At 67.0% G+C, this 16,853-nt stretch carries 19 protein-coding genes; 5 read left to right on the forward strand and 14 right to left on the reverse strand.

Going from position 1 to position 16,853, the window contains the following annotated elements; translation table 11 throughout:
- Window positions 1–27: 27 nt before the first annotated feature.
- The 3 genes from CCR84_RS14660 to CCR84_RS14670 are packed head-to-tail and all read left to right on the forward strand — an operon-like array spanning window position 28 to window position 2,781.
- A complete protein-coding gene (locus CCR84_RS14660; RefSeq protein WP_201213773.1) occupies window positions 28–1,743 on the forward strand; it encodes a DEAD/DEAH box helicase family protein in 1,716 nt (571 codons plus the stop codon).
- An 11-nt stretch (window positions 1,744–1,754) separates the two neighbouring features.
- Complete coding sequence (locus CCR84_RS14665; protein ID WP_201213774.1) at window positions 1,755–2,471, forward strand: AzlC family ABC transporter permease; 717 nt, start codon at window positions 1,755–1,757, stop codon at window positions 2,469–2,471.
- Entirely contained in the window at window positions 2,461–2,781 is a 321-nt protein-coding gene (locus CCR84_RS14670; RefSeq protein WP_201213775.1) for an AzlD domain-containing protein, read from the forward strand. Before CCR84_RS14665 ends, CCR84_RS14670 begins: the two co-directional genes overlap by 11 nt.
- Before the next feature lie 453 nt (window positions 2,782–3,234).
- Here the strand turns inward: CCR84_RS14670 and CCR84_RS14675 are convergent, their stop codons facing one another.
- The 13 genes from CCR84_RS14675 to CCR84_RS14735 form a co-directional block, all read right to left on the reverse strand.
- Window positions 3,235–4,029 (reverse strand): peptidylprolyl isomerase, encoded by a 795-nt coding sequence (locus tag CCR84_RS14675; protein WP_201213777.1) that lies wholly within the window; start codon window positions 4,027–4,029, stop codon window positions 3,235–3,237.
- Window positions 4,030–4,099: 70 nt separating this feature from the next.
- Window positions 4,100–4,369: a BolA family protein gene (locus tag CCR84_RS14680; protein ID WP_201213779.1), complete on the reverse strand. Its 270-nt coding sequence runs from the start codon at window positions 4,367–4,369 to the stop codon at window positions 4,100–4,102.
- Entirely contained in the window at window positions 4,366–4,668 is a 303-nt protein-coding gene (locus tag CCR84_RS14685) for a YciI family protein (protein WP_201213785.1), read from the reverse strand. Before CCR84_RS14685 ends, CCR84_RS14680 begins: the two co-directional genes overlap by 4 nt.
- On the reverse strand, window positions 4,668–5,198 hold the full coding sequence (locus tag CCR84_RS14690; RefSeq protein ID WP_201213787.1) for a septation protein A: 531 nt from the start codon (window positions 5,196–5,198) through the stop codon (window positions 4,668–4,670). Before CCR84_RS14690 ends, CCR84_RS14685 begins: the two co-directional genes overlap by 1 nt.
- A 25-nt stretch (window positions 5,199–5,223) precedes the next feature.
- Window positions 5,224–6,396: a DUF2863 family protein gene (locus tag CCR84_RS14695; protein ID WP_420825402.1), complete on the reverse strand. Its 1,173-nt coding sequence runs from the start codon at window positions 6,394–6,396 to the stop codon at window positions 5,224–5,226.
- 133 nt (window positions 6,397–6,529) lie between these two features.
- A complete protein-coding gene (gene fbp, locus CCR84_RS14700; RefSeq protein ID WP_201213796.1) occupies window positions 6,530–7,630 on the reverse strand; it encodes a fructose-1,6-bisphosphate aldolase/phosphatase in 1,101 nt (366 codons plus the stop codon).
- The gene (locus CCR84_RS14705) at window positions 7,627–8,640 is read right to left on the reverse strand and encodes a SufB/SufD family protein (RefSeq protein WP_201213798.1); all 1,014 of its coding nucleotides are present in this window, start codon (window positions 8,638–8,640) and stop codon (window positions 7,627–7,629) included. The genes fbp and CCR84_RS14705 overlap by 4 nt, the downstream gene beginning before the upstream one ends.
- Window positions 8,624–9,349, reverse strand: a complete 726-nt coding sequence (locus CCR84_RS14710) for an ATP-binding cassette domain-containing protein (RefSeq protein WP_201213806.1) — start codon at window positions 9,347–9,349, stop codon at window positions 8,624–8,626. Before CCR84_RS14710 ends, CCR84_RS14705 begins: the two co-directional genes overlap by 17 nt.
- 209 nt (window positions 9,350–9,558) lie before the next feature.
- Window positions 9,559–10,899: a nicotinate phosphoribosyltransferase gene (locus CCR84_RS14715; protein ID WP_201213808.1), complete on the reverse strand. Its 1,341-nt coding sequence runs from the start codon at window positions 10,897–10,899 to the stop codon at window positions 9,559–9,561.
- 2 nt (window positions 10,900–10,901) lie between these two features.
- Window positions 10,902–11,525 carry an isochorismatase family protein gene (locus CCR84_RS14720; protein WP_201213810.1) on the reverse strand — a complete coding sequence of 208 codons (624 nt, stop codon included), beginning with the start codon at window positions 11,523–11,525 and terminating at the stop codon, window positions 10,902–10,904.
- Window positions 11,526–11,933: a nitrogen regulation protein NR(II) gene (locus CCR84_RS14725; protein ID WP_201213812.1), complete on the reverse strand. Its 408-nt coding sequence runs from the start codon at window positions 11,931–11,933 to the stop codon at window positions 11,526–11,528.
- Entirely contained in the window at window positions 11,930–12,130 is a 201-nt protein-coding gene (locus CCR84_RS14730) for a hypothetical protein (RefSeq protein ID WP_201213815.1), read from the reverse strand. Before CCR84_RS14730 ends, CCR84_RS14725 begins: the two co-directional genes overlap by 4 nt.
- A gap of 43 nt (window positions 12,131–12,173) precedes the next feature.
- On the reverse strand, window positions 12,174–12,335 hold the full coding sequence (locus CCR84_RS14735) for a hypothetical protein (RefSeq protein WP_201213816.1): 162 nt from the start codon (window positions 12,333–12,335) through the stop codon (window positions 12,174–12,176).
- Between the two features lie 10 nt (window positions 12,336–12,345).
- Between CCR84_RS14735 and CCR84_RS14740 the strand changes: the two genes are divergently transcribed.
- Window positions 12,346–13,755: a TonB-dependent receptor gene (locus CCR84_RS14740; RefSeq protein ID WP_201213818.1), complete on the forward strand. Its 1,410-nt coding sequence runs from the start codon at window positions 12,346–12,348 to the stop codon at window positions 13,753–13,755.
- Window positions 13,756–13,798: 43 nt separating this feature from the next.
- On the opposite strand, the gene CCR84_RS14745 is transcribed toward CCR84_RS14740, so the two are convergent.
- A complete protein-coding gene (locus CCR84_RS14745) occupies window positions 13,799–15,976 on the reverse strand; it encodes a site-specific recombinase (RefSeq protein ID WP_201213820.1) in 2,178 nt (725 codons plus the stop codon).
- Window positions 15,977–16,093: 117 nt separating this feature from the next.
- Between CCR84_RS14745 and yaaA the strand changes: the two genes are divergently transcribed.
- Window positions 16,094–16,852, forward strand: a complete 759-nt coding sequence (gene yaaA, locus CCR84_RS14750; protein ID WP_201213822.1) for a peroxide stress protein YaaA — start codon at window positions 16,094–16,096, stop codon at window positions 16,850–16,852.
- Window position 16,853 lies beyond the last annotated feature (1 nt).

Here is a 16,853-nt window from a genome sequence, read left to right on the forward strand (position 1 = left end):
ATCAAGGATACTGTCCCCCTGATTAGCATGGCTGCCTCGCCGCCTGCCGCCGAAGCCTTCTCCGCCTGGAACCCGGGCATCGAACCGGGCGTTCCCGGCGAGTTCGCGCTGCTCGAGACGATCTACCGCCCCGAGTTCGTCGCCAGCAGCTACGCTTACCTGCGTGAGGTGTCGCGCTGGTCGGGATTGCCGGCCGAGGAGTTGTGCGCTTACCTCCCGGAGCGCCTGGCGCTGCACGAACTGATCGTCCGCCTCACGGCGGAAGTGTCGGTTCCCGAAGGCGACGACCAGTCGATCTATGGTCGCAACGCGCGGCGCATGGCGGCGAAGGTCTACGCCGACTATCTCGTGCCGCAGATGGCGGAGATCCGCCGCATCCACGCTGAATTGCTGCAAGAGGCTGAGCAGGTGGTGCGCGAACTGCTCGACACCAGCCTGTCGCCGGTGGCCGTCGTACCGCCGCTGCGGCGTTTTCCGTTCACCCTGTTCGGCAGGCGGCAAGCCACTGCGCCGCCGCCGGAGTCGTCCGAGGACCACGATCACCGCGTCGTGGCCGCTTACCGCGCGGCCGGGCTGGCGACCACGGATCCGCTGCGCCGCGCGATCTACAAGAGTCTGTACCGGGTGCTCGGCGGCGTCCTGGCCACGCACGGGCGCCTGAGTTCGGAGCGTGGCTTGCTGGTCGAGGTGGTGACCCGGCACGTCGGCAACCACTGGGGCAGCGAACTGATCGGTCGGAAAGTCGCGTCCCTGCTCGATCAGGCGATCGAGCACGAGGGCTGGGTCAAGATCGAGGATCGCGAGTCGCCACGCATGATCAGCATGAAGGGCGCTTCGGCCGCCGGCAAGAGTTCGCTGCGCGGGCTGATGATCCGGCGCCTGCGCGCCGAGGGCTTCCCTTTCGCCGGCTACGTCACGATCAGCCCCGACGTTTGGCGGCGCGTGCTGCTCGATTACGCGTCGCTCGGGCCCGCTTACAAGTACGCCGGCTACTTCACCAGCCGCGAGCTTTCTGTGATCGACGCCAAGCTCGACCGCTACCTGCGCGACAAGGCCAATCGCCAGCAGCGTACCCCGCACCTGCTCGTCGACCGCTTCCGCTTCGACAGCTTCTCGAGCGAGCGGGTCGAGCGCGTGTTCCAGGATACCTACGCGCGCTACGTCGATACCATGCATATGGTCTTCGTCATCACGGCGCCCGAGGAGACGGTCGAGCGCGGCTGGCAACGCGGGCTGCAGAACGGTCGCTACAAGGCGGTCGAGGATTTCCTCGGCCACTGCGTCGAGGCCTACACCGGCATCCCCAAGCTCCTCTTCAAATGGCTGGCGAGCCCGCGCCCGGGCTTCGAGTTCAGTTTCCTCGACAACGGGGTGCCGAAGGGGCAGTCGCCCAAGCTGATCGCGCGCGGCGACCGCAGCGCGCTGACGATCCACGACCCGCTGGCCTTCATCAACATCGAGCGCTACCAGAAGATCGACATCAAGGCGCGTTCGCCCGCTGCCGTCTATCCACCGGGCCCGGCGATGGCGGTGGCGCGCAACTGCGGCTTCCTCAGGGAATGCGTGCAGCGCATCCGGCGTGTCGAGTTCGTCGATGGCGAAGCGGGCGCGCCCTATCTGCAGGTGCAGAGCGGCCGCTTCGAGGTGCTCGATGCGGCGGTGTTCGACCGGGTGATGGCCCGGGAGGAGAGCGGTGAAATATTGCGCACGCTCGCGCCCTGGCTCGATGCGCCGCGGCGCTGAGGTGTCGGCGAATGCAGCGCAATGACCCTTCGGCAGCCAGCCGCCCGCTTTCAGCTCTGGCGCTGACGGCGCCGGTGGCGATGGGCTACATCCCGCTCGGCGCGGTGTTCGGCTTCCTGTTCGTGCAGGCAGGCATCGACTGGTGGCTGGCGATCCTCGCCAGCATCGTCGTCTTCGCCGGCGCGGCGCAGTACATGATGATCCCGATGATCGCCGGCGGCCTGTCGATCGGGACCATCGCGCTGGCGACCCTGATCGTCAACCTGCGCCACGTCTTCTACGGCTTGTCGCTGTTGCAGCGCATGCCGCAGGGGAGGCTGCAGCGCTGGTACGTGATCTTCGGACTGACCGACGAGACCTACTCGCTGCTCACCACCCTGCCGCCGGACAGCGACCGGCGGCAGATGGTCTGGCTGGCGCTGCTGAACCACGGCTGGTGGGTGCTCGGCAGTGCGATCGGTGCGCTCGTCGGGGCGCGCACGCAGCTGGCGCTGGCCGGTCTCGACTTTGCGCTGGTCGCGCTGTTTGCCGTGCTCGCCGTCGAGCAGTGGCGGACGCGGACGAGTTCCGCGCCGCTGTTGGCCGGTGTGCTCGCCTACGGCGTCGCCTGGGCGCTGGCGGTACAGCACGCGCTGCTGTTGTCGATCGCGATCTGCGTCGCCGTCGGCGCGTTCTGGCAGTCCGCGCCGGCGACGGCTGGCACGGAAGGAGGCCCGGGTGATCGATAAGGGCTACGTGATCGGCGTGATCGCGGCGATGGGGCTGGTCACCTTCGCGCTGCGTGCCCTGCCTTTCGTCGCCGCGCACTGGCTGGAAAGTCATCCGTTGGTACAGCGACTGGGCCGTTTCCTGCCGCTGGCGATCATGACCCTGTTGCTGCTGCACTCGGCGCTCGGCGCCGCCCGCGAGGACCCGCGCGGACCATGGCCGGAAGTGGTCGCCGTCGCGCTGGTGCTTGTGCTGCAAGGCTGGCGCGGTAACGCGCTGCTCAGCATCCTCACCGGCACCGGTGTCTATGTGCTGATGCGCAACTATTAACGTGAAACCAGGAACAATTTGACGGCAGCGAATGGCTGCGTTTCATGCTCAGGGGTGGCACGATTCGCATTCCAGGAGTGCCTGGAGAGGGCCTGAGAGCGTAACCGTCATCGCGAGCCCGAAGGGCGTGGCGATCCAGTGCGTAGGCCCGGTATCGGTCAGGGTGCCGAGACAGAAGAACGAACTGGATTGCCACGGCGCTGCCCGCCTCGCAATGACGGCAGCGAATGGCTGCGTTTCATGCTCAGGGGTGGCACGATTCGCATTCCAGGAGTGCTTGGAGAGGGCCTGAGAGCGTAACCGTCATCGCGAGCCCGAAGGGCGTGGCGATCCAGTTCGTAGGGCCGGTATCGGTAAGGGCCCCGAGACAGAAGAACGAACTGGATTGCCACGGCGCTGCGCGCCTCGCAATGACGAGCAATTCCGGGGACGGTAATTACCGTCCCCTCCCGCTTATTCGACCTTGGCCTTCTCGCGCAGCGTGCTGACCAGCTTCTCGATCTGCAGCTGTTGCGCGCGTTGCGTGAGCTGCGGCTTGATCGCTTCGAACGGCGGCGGGGTCAGCGGACGGACGTCGTCGACCTGGATCACGTGGTAGCCGAATTCGGTCTTCACCGGGGTTTCGGTGTACTTGCCCTTCGGCAGCTTGGTCAGCGCCTCGGAGAACGGCTTCACGTAATTGGCCGGGCTGCCCCAGCCGAGGTCACCGCCATTGTCCTTCGACCCCGGGTCCTTCGACTGCTTGGCGAGATCCTCGAACTTCGCCCCGGACTTCAGCTTGGCGATGATGTCCTTGGCGGTTTCTTCCTTCTCGACCAGGATGTGGCGCGTCTTGTATTCGTTGCCGCCGAGCTGCGCCTTGATCCGGTCGTACTCGGCCTTGAGCACGTCGTCGCTGACCGGATGGCTCTTCGTGTAGTCCTGGACGAAGCCCTGGATGTAGAGTTCCTGACGGGCGAGTTCGAGGCGCTGGACGACCGCCGGCTGCTTGTCGATTCCCTTCTTCTTCGCTTCCTGCACCAGCAGTTCGCGGCGGATCAGGGTTTCGCGCACGGCGTTGCGCAGTTCGGGGCCATCGGTGGCACCGCGTGCCTTGTATTCGTCGATGACTGTGTCGGCGCTGCTCTGCGGGATGGCGACGCCATTGACGGTGGCGAAAACCGCAGCCTTCTTGTCGGCGGCGACGACCGGCGCGGAAATCAGTGAGCCGACGATGAGCGCGGCGGCGAGGGTCGAGAGCTTTTGCATGGGTCGTTTCCTTGGGTCGGGTTGATCGGTCGTCTTCATGATCCGGAACATTCCGGGCGCATCTTCGGAATTATACTTCTTCGGGTGTTCTTGCCTTGATGGACAAAGCATGAATCTCGCCGTGCATGAGCTCGCCGACGGCCTCGGTGACGAGGCGGTGGCGGGCCAGCGTGTTCAGCCCGGAAAAGCGTGGCGAGACGATAAGCAGGCGGAAGTGGGCGCCGCCGCCGCTGCCCGCGTGGCCGGCGTGCTTGGCCGATTCGTCGATGATTTCGATCTGCGTCGGCGCCAGTTGCGCGAGCCGCTCGCGCAGGCGTGCTTCCACGGTGCTCGCGCTCATGCCGGCAGCGCCTTCACGAAGGGCTTGACGCTCACCTCGGCATAGACGCCGTTGCCGACGTAGGGGTCGGCGTCGGCCCAGGCGCGGGCGGCGACCAGAGAGTCGAATTCGGCGACGATCAGGCTGCCCGAGAAGCCGGCCGGTCCGGGATCGGTGGCGTCGATCGCGGGGCAGGGTCCGGCGAGCAGCAGGCGGCCGGCGTCCTGCAGGAGGCGCAGGCGTTCACGGTGTGCGGGACGCGCGGCGATCCGCTCGGCGAGCGAATCGGGGCGGTCGGTGCAGACGATGGCGTAGAGCATCAGGTTTTTTCCTCGATGTATTTCGACAGGAACAGCCCCTGCACGACGACGAAGACAAGCATCAGTCCCATGCCGCCGAAGAGCTTGAAATTGACCCAGTCGTCGGTCGAGAAGTTGAAGGCGACGAACAGGTTGGCGCAGCCCATGGCGAGGAAGAAGGCGATCCACGACAGGTTGAGCTTGCTCCAGACGTGCTCGGGCAACTGCATCTGCTGGCTCAGGAGCTTCTCGATCAGGTTCTTGCCGAAGAAGCGTGCGCCGAAGAGCGCGATGGCGAAGGCCCAGTAGAGCAGCGTCGGCTTCCACTTGATGAAGGTCTCGTCGTGCAGCGCCAGGGTCATGCCGCCGAAGACGCCGACGATGACCAGCGACACCCAGAGCATCGGCTCGACGCGCCGGTGGCGAAACCACACCCAGGCGATCTGCGCGATCGTGGTGACGATCGCCACCGCAGTGGCGACGTAGATGCCGGCAGCCTTGAAGGCGATGAAGAAGAGGATGACCGGGAAGAGGTCGAAGAGGAATTTCATGCGTGTGGCGGTCGCGGCTGGGCGCTCAGTGCAAGGTCTGCGAGTGCGCGTTGGTCGGCTCCGGCATTTCGGCATGCACCGTCTCGCCCTCGATGTTGGGGTAGAGCGGGGCGCCGCAGTCGTCGCAGAACTCGAACGGGAACTGCTGGTCGAGGCTGACGATTTCCTTGATTCCCGACTCGCGCAGCACCGTCTCGATCTCGCTGACGATGTCGGTGTTCTCGTCCTCGGCGCCGAGCAGCGGCCAGACGACGCCGTGGTAGATCACGTCGGAGTCGCGCGGCCCGAAGCCGATGCGGTATTCCTCGAGATTGCGGTCGTGGAAACCGCCGACGATCGCGCGGAAGGATTCGGCCGGCTGGCCGAGGTTCGTCTGCAGGAAGGCCACCGACGCGCGCAGCGAGTACGGACGCGAGGCGCTGTCGGCATTGCGGCAGGCGGCATGGTAGGCGTCGGCCAGCAGCGGCTGGAAGGCGCAGCCGGTCAGCAGCGGCTCCAGGCAGGGGGCTCCCTGGCGCGCCCATTCCTTGAGCGCGTTATCGCGACTGCCGTCGTCCTCGTTCCAGCGGAACACCGGCGCGCCGCGCGGGACGGCGACCGCGCCGACGATGTAGCGCGTGTCCGAGAGGAAGCGCGAGGTTTCGGGCAGCGAACTCGTATCGAGCTCGACGTCCTTGTGCGCGAGCGCGGCGTTGCCCAGTTCGCGCGTCAGACGCGCGGTCTCGACGAAGCTGCGCGGCAGCTGGTCGGGGCTGAACAGGAAGTCGGCGAGCGCGAGCTGGGCGCCGGCGGCAAAGACGTGCGCGCCGAGCTGCACCTTGAGCGTCGCCAGGATCGACGCCGGGATGCGATCGGCCGGGATCGAGAAGCGCGACCAGGCGAGCAGCGGCGCGTTGAAGAGCAGCACGTCGTATTCCTGTCCCTTGGCCGAAAGGATGCAGGACTCGGCGCCGGACTCGATCAGGTCGGCGAGTTCGTCGTGGGCCGAGGCGTTGGTGTCGAAGAGGCGGTCGAGCGCGGCGTTGAGGTCGTCCTCGGCGCCGTCGGCGAGCAGACGGTCGATCAGCGCGGCGAGTCTGGCTTCCCATAAACGGTCTTCGAGACGGCCGCCGGATTCGGCGAGTCCGCTGGCAAGGCGGCCGAGTTCGGCGGCGTCGGGCGAAATGCGTTTGCGCGATGAGAATCGGGTGCGTTTGATCATGGGGTGCCCTGCTGGGAAAACATCGAATCGGGGCCACATTGTAGCAAGCCGGCGTCGGCCGCTTCCCGCGAATGGGGTAAATCCTTGCAAAAGCGGGGCACAGCCAGGCGAGTCTGCTCCCCCGGGCGCCTCAGGTACGCAGGGTGAAGCGCTGGTCGAGCCGCTGCAGTCGTTCGACGATCCCCGTGTATTCGAGTTCCGACATCGGCAGCATCGCGGCGCCGAAGAATCCCTGCCGGCGCATCTCGATCGCCTTGGCAGCGACCTCGTCGCGCACGCGTTCCCAGAATGGGTGGTCGAAGCAGTCCCAGGATTCGGTCATCTTGCCTGCGTGCATCGCGTAGGCCGCGCAACTGACCAGCGGCGGACCGTCGAAGTACGAGGTGCCGCAGTTCTGTTTCACCGGCATCAAGGGCATCTGGTGCGAGCCGCGCATGCCGCCGGCGACGAAGTGGCCGATCGCGAACGGCGCCAGGATTTCGCCGGTCGCCGGGAAGTTCATCTGCACGCGCACCAGCATGACCGGGTCGTCCTTGCCCGTGTATTTGCCGGCGATGTTGTGCAGGCGCGAGGTCGATACCGCCGCCGCCTGCTCGCCGGTCGCGCGCGACCAGACCGATTCGACGACGTAGCGCTCGGGATCGCGCAAGAGCGCGGCGATGTCGTAGAGATCCTCGGGTGCGTCGAGTTCGATGACGCGGTCGCCGTCGGTGCAATTCACGTCCATGATCACGAAGCGGAAGCCGCGGCCCAGGTTGGGCGCCAGGATCAGCCCCGGCGTGTTCATCGGGTCGGCGAAGGCGAGGTAGAGCGGCAGGTTGTAGGCGCCGGGATCGGTCTTGTCGGCGGCGAAGAAGAGGAAAGGCTCGTTCGGGCGTTCGTCGAACTCGATCTCGGCGACCGCCGGGCCCATGCCGTGCACGTTGCCCGAGAACGCGTCCTTGAGCAGATCCTGCCCGGCGCCGTAGAGTCCCTGCTGCTTGGCAACTGCCGTCGCCGTCACGAACGCGTCCCAGGCGAGCTTGTGCACTTCCGCGTTGCCGCTGCCGCGCGTATGCGTCATCAGGATCGCGATGTCGTCGCCGGTGTGGGTGACGCGGCTGTCGATGAGCAGGCCGGCGCCGTCGCGTGCGACCGATTCGCGCACCGAGTGCAGGAGTTCCTGTGAAGGTGCGATGTGGCCACCGATCGATCCGATGTCGGCCTTGATCACGCTGAGGGTCATCTTCATGCTGGCTGCTCCTTGGTCGGGGTTGAATGCGGCGGGCGGCGGAAGGTGACGACGCCGGCCGGGGCAGTGCCCGGCTTGCCGAGCAGGCCGCCGACGATCAGGTCGACCGCCTCCGAGGGCGACAGGCCGTGCGCCATCAGGGTTTCGAGTTGCTGGTGATCGACGCTGCCGATCGCCGCCTCGTGCGTGACCTTGGCCTGGGGATGCGTCACCTTCACCAGCGGCTGCGCGCTCGCCACGGCGCGATCCTTGACGATCTCCATGCAATCGACGTGGCCGCGCGCGTGCGCCGCGTGGCCCTCGGTGATGCCGATGATGTCGGCGCGGGCGTCGTCCTCGATGGCGACGCGGGTCTTGATCAGGCCGCGCGCGGCGCGTCCGGCGAGCACCAGCCGCTCGCGGATGCGGATGTCGTCGTCGCCGTGGCCGAACACGCGCGCAGTGAGTTCGGCCACCGCGTCCTCGCCTGCCTCGACTTCGTAGTCGATGTCGAGCCGGCCGACGCGGCCGCTGGTCAGGCTGAAGTCCGAACGGTAGAGCGCGCCGCGGCCGAGCCTCACCTTGGCCTTGGGGATCACCGTCACACCGCCATGCGGCCCGTGGAAATGCGCTTCGTTGTAGGTCAGCCGGGCGCCGGCGCCGAGCTCGACGACGGCGTCCATCCGATGCTCGACGCGCTCGGCGTTGGGGAAGAAACAGTGGGCGACGACTTCGGCGGCCGATTCGTCCTCCAGGATGAGGCGCATCTCGATGCGCTGCCGACCGCTTGCCGGCAGCACGCCGAAGCAGAGATGCAGCGGGTGTTCGAGACGCACGCTGCGCCTCAGGCGGATCAGGGCGACGATGCCGTCTTCGGCCTCCTTCGTGTCGAGTTCGAGCCCCGGCAGCTGACGCTGGCTGAGCAGGCGGTTGCCGTTCGCCATCAGGTGCGCGATTGCGCCGTCGGCGAGGATCCGGCGATCGACGCCGCGGCTGTCGAGGACCTGGAGCCAGCTATCGAGTTCGGACATTGCGACACTCCTCCCCGTTGCAGCAGCGGCAGGCGCGGCCCTGGTAGATCGCCGCGACGGTCTCGGGATCGCCGCTCGCGAAGATGCGGCCGCCGCACAGTTGCGAGGCACGGTCGGCCATGCGGGTGATCTCCTCGCGATGGGTGATGAGCAGGACACCCGCACCGCGCTCCTTGAAGGTACGGATCAGGGCCATGACTTCGTGCATCGACAGGAGGTCGATTCCCGCCGTCGGCTCGTCGAGGATCACCAGACGCGGCTGCAGCGCCAGCACCGAAGCGAGTTCGATGCGCTTGCGCTCGCCGCCGCTCAGGGTCTTGTCGAGCATGCGCCGGAGATAGTCGGCCGGCACCAGACCGACGCGCTGCAGGCAGTCCTCGGCGGTTGCCGGGTCGGTGCCGAGGCGCAGGTAGTCGCCGACCGTGAGTCCCTCGAAGCGCGCCGGTTCCTGCCAGGCGAGGGTGATCCCCAGGCGGGCGCGCTGATGGATGGCCAGCGAATCGATCGCCTGGCCGGCGAAGCGGATCTCCCCGTGTTCGGGACGATAGCCTGCGCAGCCCATGATCAGGTAGGCGAGGGTGCTCTTGCCGGTGCCGTTGGTCCCCACCAGCGCGTGGATTTCGCCGGCCTCGACGGTGAGATCGATGTCCTCGAGCAGCGTGCGCGCCGGGACGCGAAAACTCAGGTGCTCGACTTCGAGAAGCGCCATGCTTCCTCCCTGGAGGCTGCGGTGAAGCTTAAAACCTCTTTTCAGCCACGAAAGCCACGAAATGAAACATGAGCTTCGGGTCGTTCAGCAGGCGCCCCGGTGGGTGATGCCTGATCAGCCTTGAGAGCTGCGAATGATTTCGTGTTTTTTCGTGCATTTCGTGGCCAACTCGTGGCCAACTGCTTCTTCCTGAAGGTGGACGGGCTGCCTCAGTGCGTCCTGGCGTCGACTTCCTGCGCCAGCCGGCGCAGCGGCTCGCTGACCGTGAGCGGCCAGGGCGGCGCGGGTTCGAGGGCGAGCAAGGACGGCGGCAGCGTCGCCAGTTGCGCGCGTGCGAACTCGCGCACCGCGGCCAGCGGCGGCGACGGCGCGAGGCGGCGGCCTGCCTGCATCACTGGCGTCAGCAGCGCTGTTCCGCCCCCCATTTCGTCGGCGAGCGCCAGCGTGTCGCCGCACATCCGGCCTTCGGCGTCGAAGCGTCGCCACACCTGCTTGCGCCCGGGCCAGGTGCTCTTGCCTTCGGAGCGCTTGCGCCGGGCGATGCCGTCGTACTCCTGCAGCTTGTAGGCGCAGTCGAGATAGGGCTGGTCGGCCGAGGTGTTCATGCGCGTGCCGACGCCGAAACCGTCGATCGGTGCGCCGCCGGTGACGAGCGCCTCTACCGCGTGCTCGTCGAGGTTGCTGCTGGCGAAGATGCCGATCTTCGCGCCACCGCCGGCGTCGAGGATCGCGCGCACGCGGCGCGCGTGTGCGCCGAGGTCACCGCTGTCGAGACGGACGGCCTGGATGCGGATTCCTTCGTCCGCCAGCCGCTGTGCCAGCGGCAGCAGTGCGGCAGCGGCGGACTCGGTGTCCCAGGTGTCGATCAGGAGCGTCGTCGCCTGCGGGAACGAGCGCGCGAAGTGCTCGAAGGCCGCGAGTTCGCTGTCGTGCGCCTGGATGAACGAGTGCGCCATCGTCCCGAACAGCGGGATCTGCCAGCGCATGCCGGCGAGTACGTTCGAGCTGCCGTCGAAGCCGGCGAGGTAGCTCGCGCGTGCCGAGAGCAGCGCGGCTTCGGCGCCGTGTGCGCGGCGCATGCCGAAGTCGACCAGCAGCTTGTCGCCGGCAGCCAGGCGCACGCGCGCGGCCTTGCTCGCCACCATGGTCTGCAACTGCAAGAGGTTGATCAGGCGCGTCTCCAGCAGCTGCGCCTCGCGCAGCGGCGCGACGACGCGCAGGATCGGCTCGTCGGGGAAGAAGACCGTCCCCTCAGGCATCGCCTGCACGTCGCCGGTGAAACGCAGGTCGGCGAGCGAATCGACGAAGCGCCGGTGAAAGCGCCCGCAATTTGCCAGCCAGTCGAGTTCCGCGGCTGCAAAGTGCAGGTTTTCGACGCAGTCGAGCGCCTGTTCGAGGCCGGCGGCGACGAGGAAATTGCGTCCGGGCGGCAGCTTGCGCACGAAGAACTCGAACACTGCCGTCTCCTCCATGCCCCGGTCGAAATACGCCTGTAGCATGGTGAGCTGGTAGAGGTCGGTGAGCAGCGCGCTTTCTTCGCCGTGGCTCATGCTCATCCGGCCAGGCTGAGAGCGCCTGCGGCGCGCATGGCGGCGAGGGCGCGTTCGCCATCGCCGGGGTGCACCTCGACCGGGCGCACGCAGTCGGTCAGCACCACCACGCGGTAAGCGAGCTTGAGCGCGTCGAGGACGGTATTGAGCACGCAGTAATCGGTGGCCAGCCCGCCGACGAAGAGCCGGCGGACGCCGAGGTCCTGCAGCCGCTGGTGCAGCTCGCTGTCGTCGAATCCGGAATAGGCCTCGGCGTCGCTCTGCGTCGCCTGCGAGACGATCGCCGTCCCCGGCGGCAGTTGCAGCGCGGCTGTGTATTGCGCACCCGGGGTGCCGGCGATGCAATGCGGGGGCCACGGGCCGCCCTGCGCGCGGAACGAGCAGTGGTCGGGCGGATGCCAGTCGCGGGTGGCGACGACCGGCAGGCCGGCAGCGACGAAGCGCTCGATCCAGCGCTGGAGCGGGGCAATCACCTCCTCGCCTGCGGCGACCGCGAGGCTGCCGCCCGGCAGGAAGTCGTACTGGAGATGGATGAGCAGCAGCCCGTCGCCGGGACGCAGGCGAACTTCGGCAGTCTCGGCCACGGTCAGGCACTCAGCGGCGTGCGTCGCGAGTCCTGCGCCCATTCAGTCGGCACTTTCCTGGCCCGGGCAGACGAGCAGCGTCAGCCGCGCTTCGCCCGTGTTGTCGAGCAGGTTGAGGTAGAGCTCGCTGCCGAAGCGTTCGCCGTCCTTGGTGACGGTGCAGAACTGATGACCGGCGCGAGAGAGGTGACGAAGCCGTGGATTCGGCTGTCCGTGCTCGACGACGGGAACGCCGGCCAGGTCCGGCAGGAGCATCGAGACCTGCTGCCCCTTCAGTTCGTTGCGTCGGTACTTGAAGAGATCCTCTCCGGCCGTGTCGCAGTCGCGGATGATTCCCCCTCCGTCCAGGGTGAGGACCGCGACATCGTTTCTTTCCTTGCTGGCAAGGCGCTGCGCTGCATGATCCTGGTGTGCGGCCGAAAACTCGACCCCTCTTGCGCTGCCGTTCATTGGACTCTCCCCGGCCTGCGTTCGCCTTCGACGACCAGCCAGCCGTCGGCTTTCTGCCCGGGGGCGAAGCCACGAACTTTCGTGCTGCGGCACGCCGCAGCAGCCTGCCTGGAGGACAGGTCCCACGTACCGCCGTCGATCTCGATGCCCGGGCGGATGCTGCGCTCGTGCCTGCCTTGTCTCGTCGTCGATTTCATTCCGACCTCCATTCAGTTGCCGTTCCGGGGCGGAGCACCGTCCTCAGTTCGCATGTCCTGCCGGGATGGTGATGCCAAGTGGGAAATATATGCTGTTGCGCTGGCTTTGGCAATGGCCGTCGACATGCCTTGGCAGCAGATGTAATACCATCGCCGGCAGCCGCCGAGTTTTCCACTCGACATGACGAAGATCAGCTTTGCGCATCGGAGGTTCCATGCTCACCCGCGATACATCCCTCAGCACCGACCAGAAGGCACTCACGGTCAACCTCGACAAGTACAAGTACGGTTCGATCGTCGAGATCGGCGCCGGTCAGGAAGTGGCGCGCCGCTTCTTCCAGGCCGGTGCCGCTGCCGGGACGATCGCCAAGACCATGTCGGCCTACGACATGGCGGTCAGCGACGACATCTACGGTCAGGTCGACCGCTACGTCAGCCGTGCGCGTCTCCTGCAGATGCTCGACAAGGAGTTCTCGCAGGTGGTCGCGCGCCTTGCGCACGTGCGACCGAAGAACACCACCTTCTTCGCCTACGCGGCGACGGTGACCGCGCGCAGCTTCAGGCAGAAGAACGAATGCCACGGCTGGGTCGGCATCCGACTGCAGCTGCATCCCGGGGCGGAACCGAGCGACGTGATCATGCATGTGCGCATGCTCGACAACGACAACGCCCAGCAGTCGGAGGCGCTCGGCATCCTCGGCGTGAACCTGATCCACGGCGCGTTCTTCCACTATGCCACCCCCGAATGGGTGATCGAGGGTCTGGCCGACGGGCTCGGTTCGGACCGCATCGAGGTCGACCTGATCCACTTCTCGGGTCCGTACTTCGAGGAAATCGATAACCGGCTGATGAACCTGCATCTGATCCGCAGCTGGCTGACGCGGGCGGTGGTGTTCAACCCCGACGGCGAGGTGGTCGTCCCCGGCGAGCTCTTCCACCGCAAGCCGGTGATGGTGATGCGCGGCAGCTTCAAGCCGCTGACCAGCGTCAATGTCGACATGACCGCCGCCGCGCTGCGCCAGTTCACCCAGCTCGCCGGGGTGGAGGAGAACAAGATCGTCTCGCTGGCCGAGATCACGATGAGTTCGCTGCAGAACGGTGACAAGGTCGACGGCGCCGACTTCCTGGCGCGCGTCGAGCTACTCACCGCGCAGGGCTACACGGTGATGATCTCGGACTATGTCCGCTATTTCCGGCTGCGTGCCTACCTGCGCCGCTACACGCAGAAGGAGATCGGCATCGTCCTCTCGGTGCGCTACTTCGAGTTCCTGTTCGACGAGAAATACTACGAGGGCCTCGAAGGCGGCATCCTCGAAGCCTTCGGCAAGCTCTTTCCGGACAAGACGCACGTGTACGTCTACCCGTCGCGGCCGAGCGACGCCATGCCGCTGGTCACCCTCGACAACGTCGAGGTGCCGGCCAGGCTGCGCCACCTGCTCGCGCACCTCGTCGACAACGGCAAGATGCTCGCCGTGCAGCCGCTCGACGAAAGTCACCTGCACATCGATTCGGGCCAGGTCCTCGCCGGGCTGCGCCGGGGTCGCGGCGAGTGGGAGAAGGACGTCCCCGAGGCGGTTGCTCGCCGCATCATCGAAGGCCGCCTGTTCGGCTTCGACAGCGAGTAGCCGCTCAGGCGCTGATGCCCCGCCGCGGCAGGGCGTGGCCGGTTCAGTCGCTCGCCTGTTCCTTCGCTCGTTCCTTCGGCGGCAGGAAGAACTCACGCGGGCGGCTCGACAGGTGGCTCAGCACGGACCCGGCGAGCCGCCGCCACTGCGCGTCGGATACCTGCCGCGCGCGCAGCGCAACGTTGAGCGCGAGCGCGAAGCTGACCAGCAGATTGACGGTGCCGATGGCGACGACGCCGAGCGCCGCCCAGAGCAGCGCCCAGGGTTCGGGTGCAAAGTCGCTGCCGACCGTGGCGATGCCGATGAAGGCCGACGAGAAGGCGACGTGGCGGATGTCGATCGGCAGGCCGAACAGGGTGCCGATGAACGGTAGCCCCCCCAGCATGAAGCCGAACAGCATGTTGCCGGCGAGCGCCCCCAAGTTGTCGCCGATGTAGGCGGCGACGCGGCGCATGCGCGCTTCGCCGAACAGGCGGCGTGGCCAGGTAAGCTGCAGCAGTCGCTCGGGGATGCGGTTGTAGGCCGCGTAGTTGTCGAAGTAGCCGGAAACCAGGCCGGCCAGGAACAGGCAGACCCCGGCGATCGCCGCGTAGAAGACGGCGCCGCTCTCGATCAGGTGCTGGTCGGCGAGCAGGTGCGCCGATTTGTCCGCGTCGGCGAATGGCGTTCCGGTGGCGCTGGCATAGACGAGGACGAGCAGCGCGGCGAGCGGGATGGCGACGCCGACGTTGCCGAGCACGGCGACCAGCTGGCTGCGCACCGTGCTGGCGATGACGCCGGTCAGCGCTTCGAGGTTGCGCACCTTGCCGCCGGCCTGCCTGATGTGGCCGGCAATCGCGTTGGCAGTCATCGCCGGTTGCTTGGTGGCGACCGTGCCGTGGAGGACATGGATCAGGCAGAAGCCGATCCCGTAGTTGAGGCAGTAGGCGAGTGCCTCGGTCGCCGGCGGCAGCCCGAGCTTGCCGAACAGGATCTTGGCGCAGGCCATGAAGGCGATGATGAAGCCGCCGATCAGCGCCGAGCGCGCCATCGTGAAATACTCGGCGCGCGTCTCGGCGATGTAGTGCTCGCCGTGTTGACCGGCGTTTTCGGTGACGCGCAAGGACAGGAGCTCGACGTTCTGCCGCCAGTGCTGGCGCAGCGCGTCGCGCTCGCATTCGTTGCCGACGATCTGCACGAACAGGCCGACGAAAGCCGTCTGCAGCGCACGTCCCGACGGATCGGCGTGCCAGGCGGCGACGATGTCGAGCAACTGCTCGCCGCGCGCGATCAGTTGTTCCAGTCGCTGCAGTTGGTAGGAAAGGCGCATGCTGGCGCCACCCTTCGCGGCACGGCGACGGACGATTTCGATGACTTCGCGGCACTGGCCGAGCAACACGCGCAAGTGGCGGTCGTCGGCGCTTTCGGCGATGCCGGTACCGGCAGGCGTCTGCACGGCGATCCGGTCGAGGTAGGCGAGCATTTCTTGGTTCTGTGCCAGGAAAGGCGACTGGCACGACGACGACGCTGGCGACGCCAGCGGGTCGACCGTGGATGGCGCGAGACGCAGCAGTTCCGGTTCGCAGCCGAGTGCGGCGATCCAGGTCGAGACGACGCGCAGCGAGTCGAGGATTTCCGAGTAGGCGCGCGGCGGCACGGGCGCAGCCGCCGCCGCTGCGTCCGTCGTCGCTGCACTGTCCGCGGACGAGGCCGCGTCTTCCTCGTCGAAGCGCAGCGCATCGACCAGCTGTTGCCAGCTCTGCTCGCCGAGCCCGAGCACCCAGCGTCGGTCGCTCGGGCGACGGAAGACGCGGCGCAGCACGCTGCGCAGCAGGCCCGGGTCGAGTACCTCGGGCAGGATCTTGTGGCCCAGGCGGCGGAAGGCCTCGGAGAAGAAACCGGTGTTGGGCAGGATGCCGGAGGCCGCGTAGAGCTCGGCATGGCGGTGCGTCTGCGCCAGTTCGCGCAGCGCAGCGCGAATGCCGGCACGCAGCGCCGGCTGCTCGCCGAGCCGGAAACACAGGGCGTGCAGCTTTTCACGCGCACCGTCGATGTCGCCGGCGTGCCGCGGACGCAGTTGCTCGACCAGCGCTGCGAACAGTTCGCAGGGATCGGCGCCGGGGTTGTTGGCCGGTGCCTGGTACGCTGCCGGTGCGGCACCTGCAGCCGACTGCAAGGCTTCTCCGGATGCTGGCAAAAAGCTTGCCGCGAGCGACGCAAGTTCCTGCTGTTTCCTTGTCATTGAAGGCTCCTTCTCGTGGTGCCGGCGGACGGCATCGATGACCTGGTCGGCTACAATCCTAACACGCTCGATTTTTTGTCCCCTTTGCCAGACTCCGCCAGACTCCGGATTTCCCCGATGATCATCGTCCTTTCACCCGCCAAATCCCTCGACCTCTCGCCGCCGCCGCTGGCGCTCGCGGCCTCCCAGCCGCGCTTCCTCGACGACTCGCAGCAGCTGATCGAACGCCTGCGCGAGCTGTCGCCGCAGGAAATCGGCGCGCTGATGTCGATCAGCGACCCGCTCTCCGTACTCAACGCGACGCGCTTTGCCGAGTGGTCGCTGCCCTTCACCGCGGACAACGCGCTGCCGGCGGTGTTCGCTTTCAACGGCGATGTCTATGAGGGGCTCGCTGCGCGCGGGCTCGGCGCCGACGACCTCGCCTTCGCGCAGCAGCAACTGCGCATCCTTTCCGGTCTGTACGGACTGCTGCGCCCGCTCGACCTTATCCAGGCCTACCGCCTGGAGATGGGGACGCGGCTTGCCAACGTTCGCGGCAAGGACCTCTACGCCTTCTGGGGCGACCGGCTGGCGCGCGCGATCGAGGCCGATGCCGGCGGCGACACGCTCGTGAACCTCGCTTCCGAGGAATACTTCAAGGCGCTCGGCAAGCGGCTGGCGCTGCCGGTCGTGCAGCCGGTGTTCGAGGACTGGAGCGGCGGGCGCTTCAAGGTGGTGAGCTTCTTCGCCAAGCGCGCGCGCGGACTGATGGCGCGTCACGCGATCGTCAATCGCCTGACGACGGCCGCAGCGCTCAAGGACTTCACCGACGAGGGCTACGCGTACACCCCCGAAGCCTCCGACGCGCAGCGCTGGGTGTTTCGACGCAAGCAGTGAC

Origin of the sequence: Rhodocyclus purpureus (assembly GCF_016653115.1) — a bacterium.
Lineage (GTDB): Bacteria > Pseudomonadota > Gammaproteobacteria > Burkholderiales > Rhodocyclaceae > Rhodocyclus > Rhodocyclus purpureus.

Bases quoted from the DNA above. Each gene is read 5' to 3' on its own strand.
- CCR84_RS14660 (WP_201213773.1), top strand. From the start codon at position 28: ATGGCTGCCTCGCCGCCTGCCGCCGAAGCCTTCTCCGCCTGGAACCCG.
- CCR84_RS14665 (WP_201213774.1), top strand. From the start codon at position 1,755: ATGCAGCGCAATGACCCTTCGGCAGCCAGCCGCCCGCTTTCAGCTCTG.
- CCR84_RS14675 (WP_201213777.1), bottom strand. From the start codon at position 4,029: ATGCAAAAGCTCTCGACCCTCGCCGCCGCGCTCATCGTCGGCTCACTG.
- CCR84_RS14680 (WP_201213779.1), bottom strand. From the start codon at position 4,369: ATGAGCGCGAGCACCGTGGAAGCACGCCTGCGCGAGCGGCTCGCGCAA.
- CCR84_RS14685 (WP_201213785.1), bottom strand. From the start codon at position 4,668: ATGCTCTACGCCATCGTCTGCACCGACCGCCCCGATTCGCTCGCCGAG.
- CCR84_RS14690 (WP_201213787.1), bottom strand. From the start codon at position 5,198: ATGAAATTCCTCTTCGACCTCTTCCCGGTCATCCTCTTCTTCATCGCC.
- fbp (WP_201213796.1), bottom strand. From the start codon at position 7,630: ATGAAGATGACCCTCAGCGTGATCAAGGCCGACATCGGATCGATCGGT.
- CCR84_RS14705 (WP_201213798.1), bottom strand. From the start codon at position 8,640: ATGTCCGAACTCGATAGCTGGCTCCAGGTCCTCGACAGCCGCGGCGTC.
- CCR84_RS14710 (WP_201213806.1), bottom strand. From the start codon at position 9,349: ATGGCGCTTCTCGAAGTCGAGCACCTGAGTTTTCGCGTCCCGGCGCGC.
- CCR84_RS14715 (WP_201213808.1), bottom strand. From the start codon at position 10,899: ATGAGCCACGGCGAAGAAAGCGCGCTGCTCACCGACCTCTACCAGCTC.
- CCR84_RS14720 (WP_201213810.1), bottom strand. From the start codon at position 11,525: ATGGGCGCAGGACTCGCGACGCACGCCGCTGAGTGCCTGACCGTGGCC.
- CCR84_RS14725 (WP_201213812.1), bottom strand. From the start codon at position 11,933: ATGAACGGCAGCGCAAGAGGGGTCGAGTTTTCGGCCGCACACCAGGAT.
- CCR84_RS14730 (WP_201213815.1), bottom strand. From the start codon at position 12,130: ATGAAATCGACGACGAGACAAGGCAGGCACGAGCGCAGCATCCGCCCG.
- CCR84_RS14735 (WP_201213816.1), bottom strand. From the start codon at position 12,335: ATGCGCAAAGCTGATCTTCGTCATGTCGAGTGGAAAACTCGGCGGCTG.
- CCR84_RS14740 (WP_201213818.1), top strand. From the start codon at position 12,346: ATGCTCACCCGCGATACATCCCTCAGCACCGACCAGAAGGCACTCACG.
- CCR84_RS14745 (WP_201213820.1), bottom strand. From the start codon at position 15,976: ATGACAAGGAAACAGCAGGAACTTGCGTCGCTCGCGGCAAGCTTTTTG.
- yaaA (WP_201213822.1), top strand. From the start codon at position 16,094: ATGATCATCGTCCTTTCACCCGCCAAATCCCTCGACCTCTCGCCGCCG.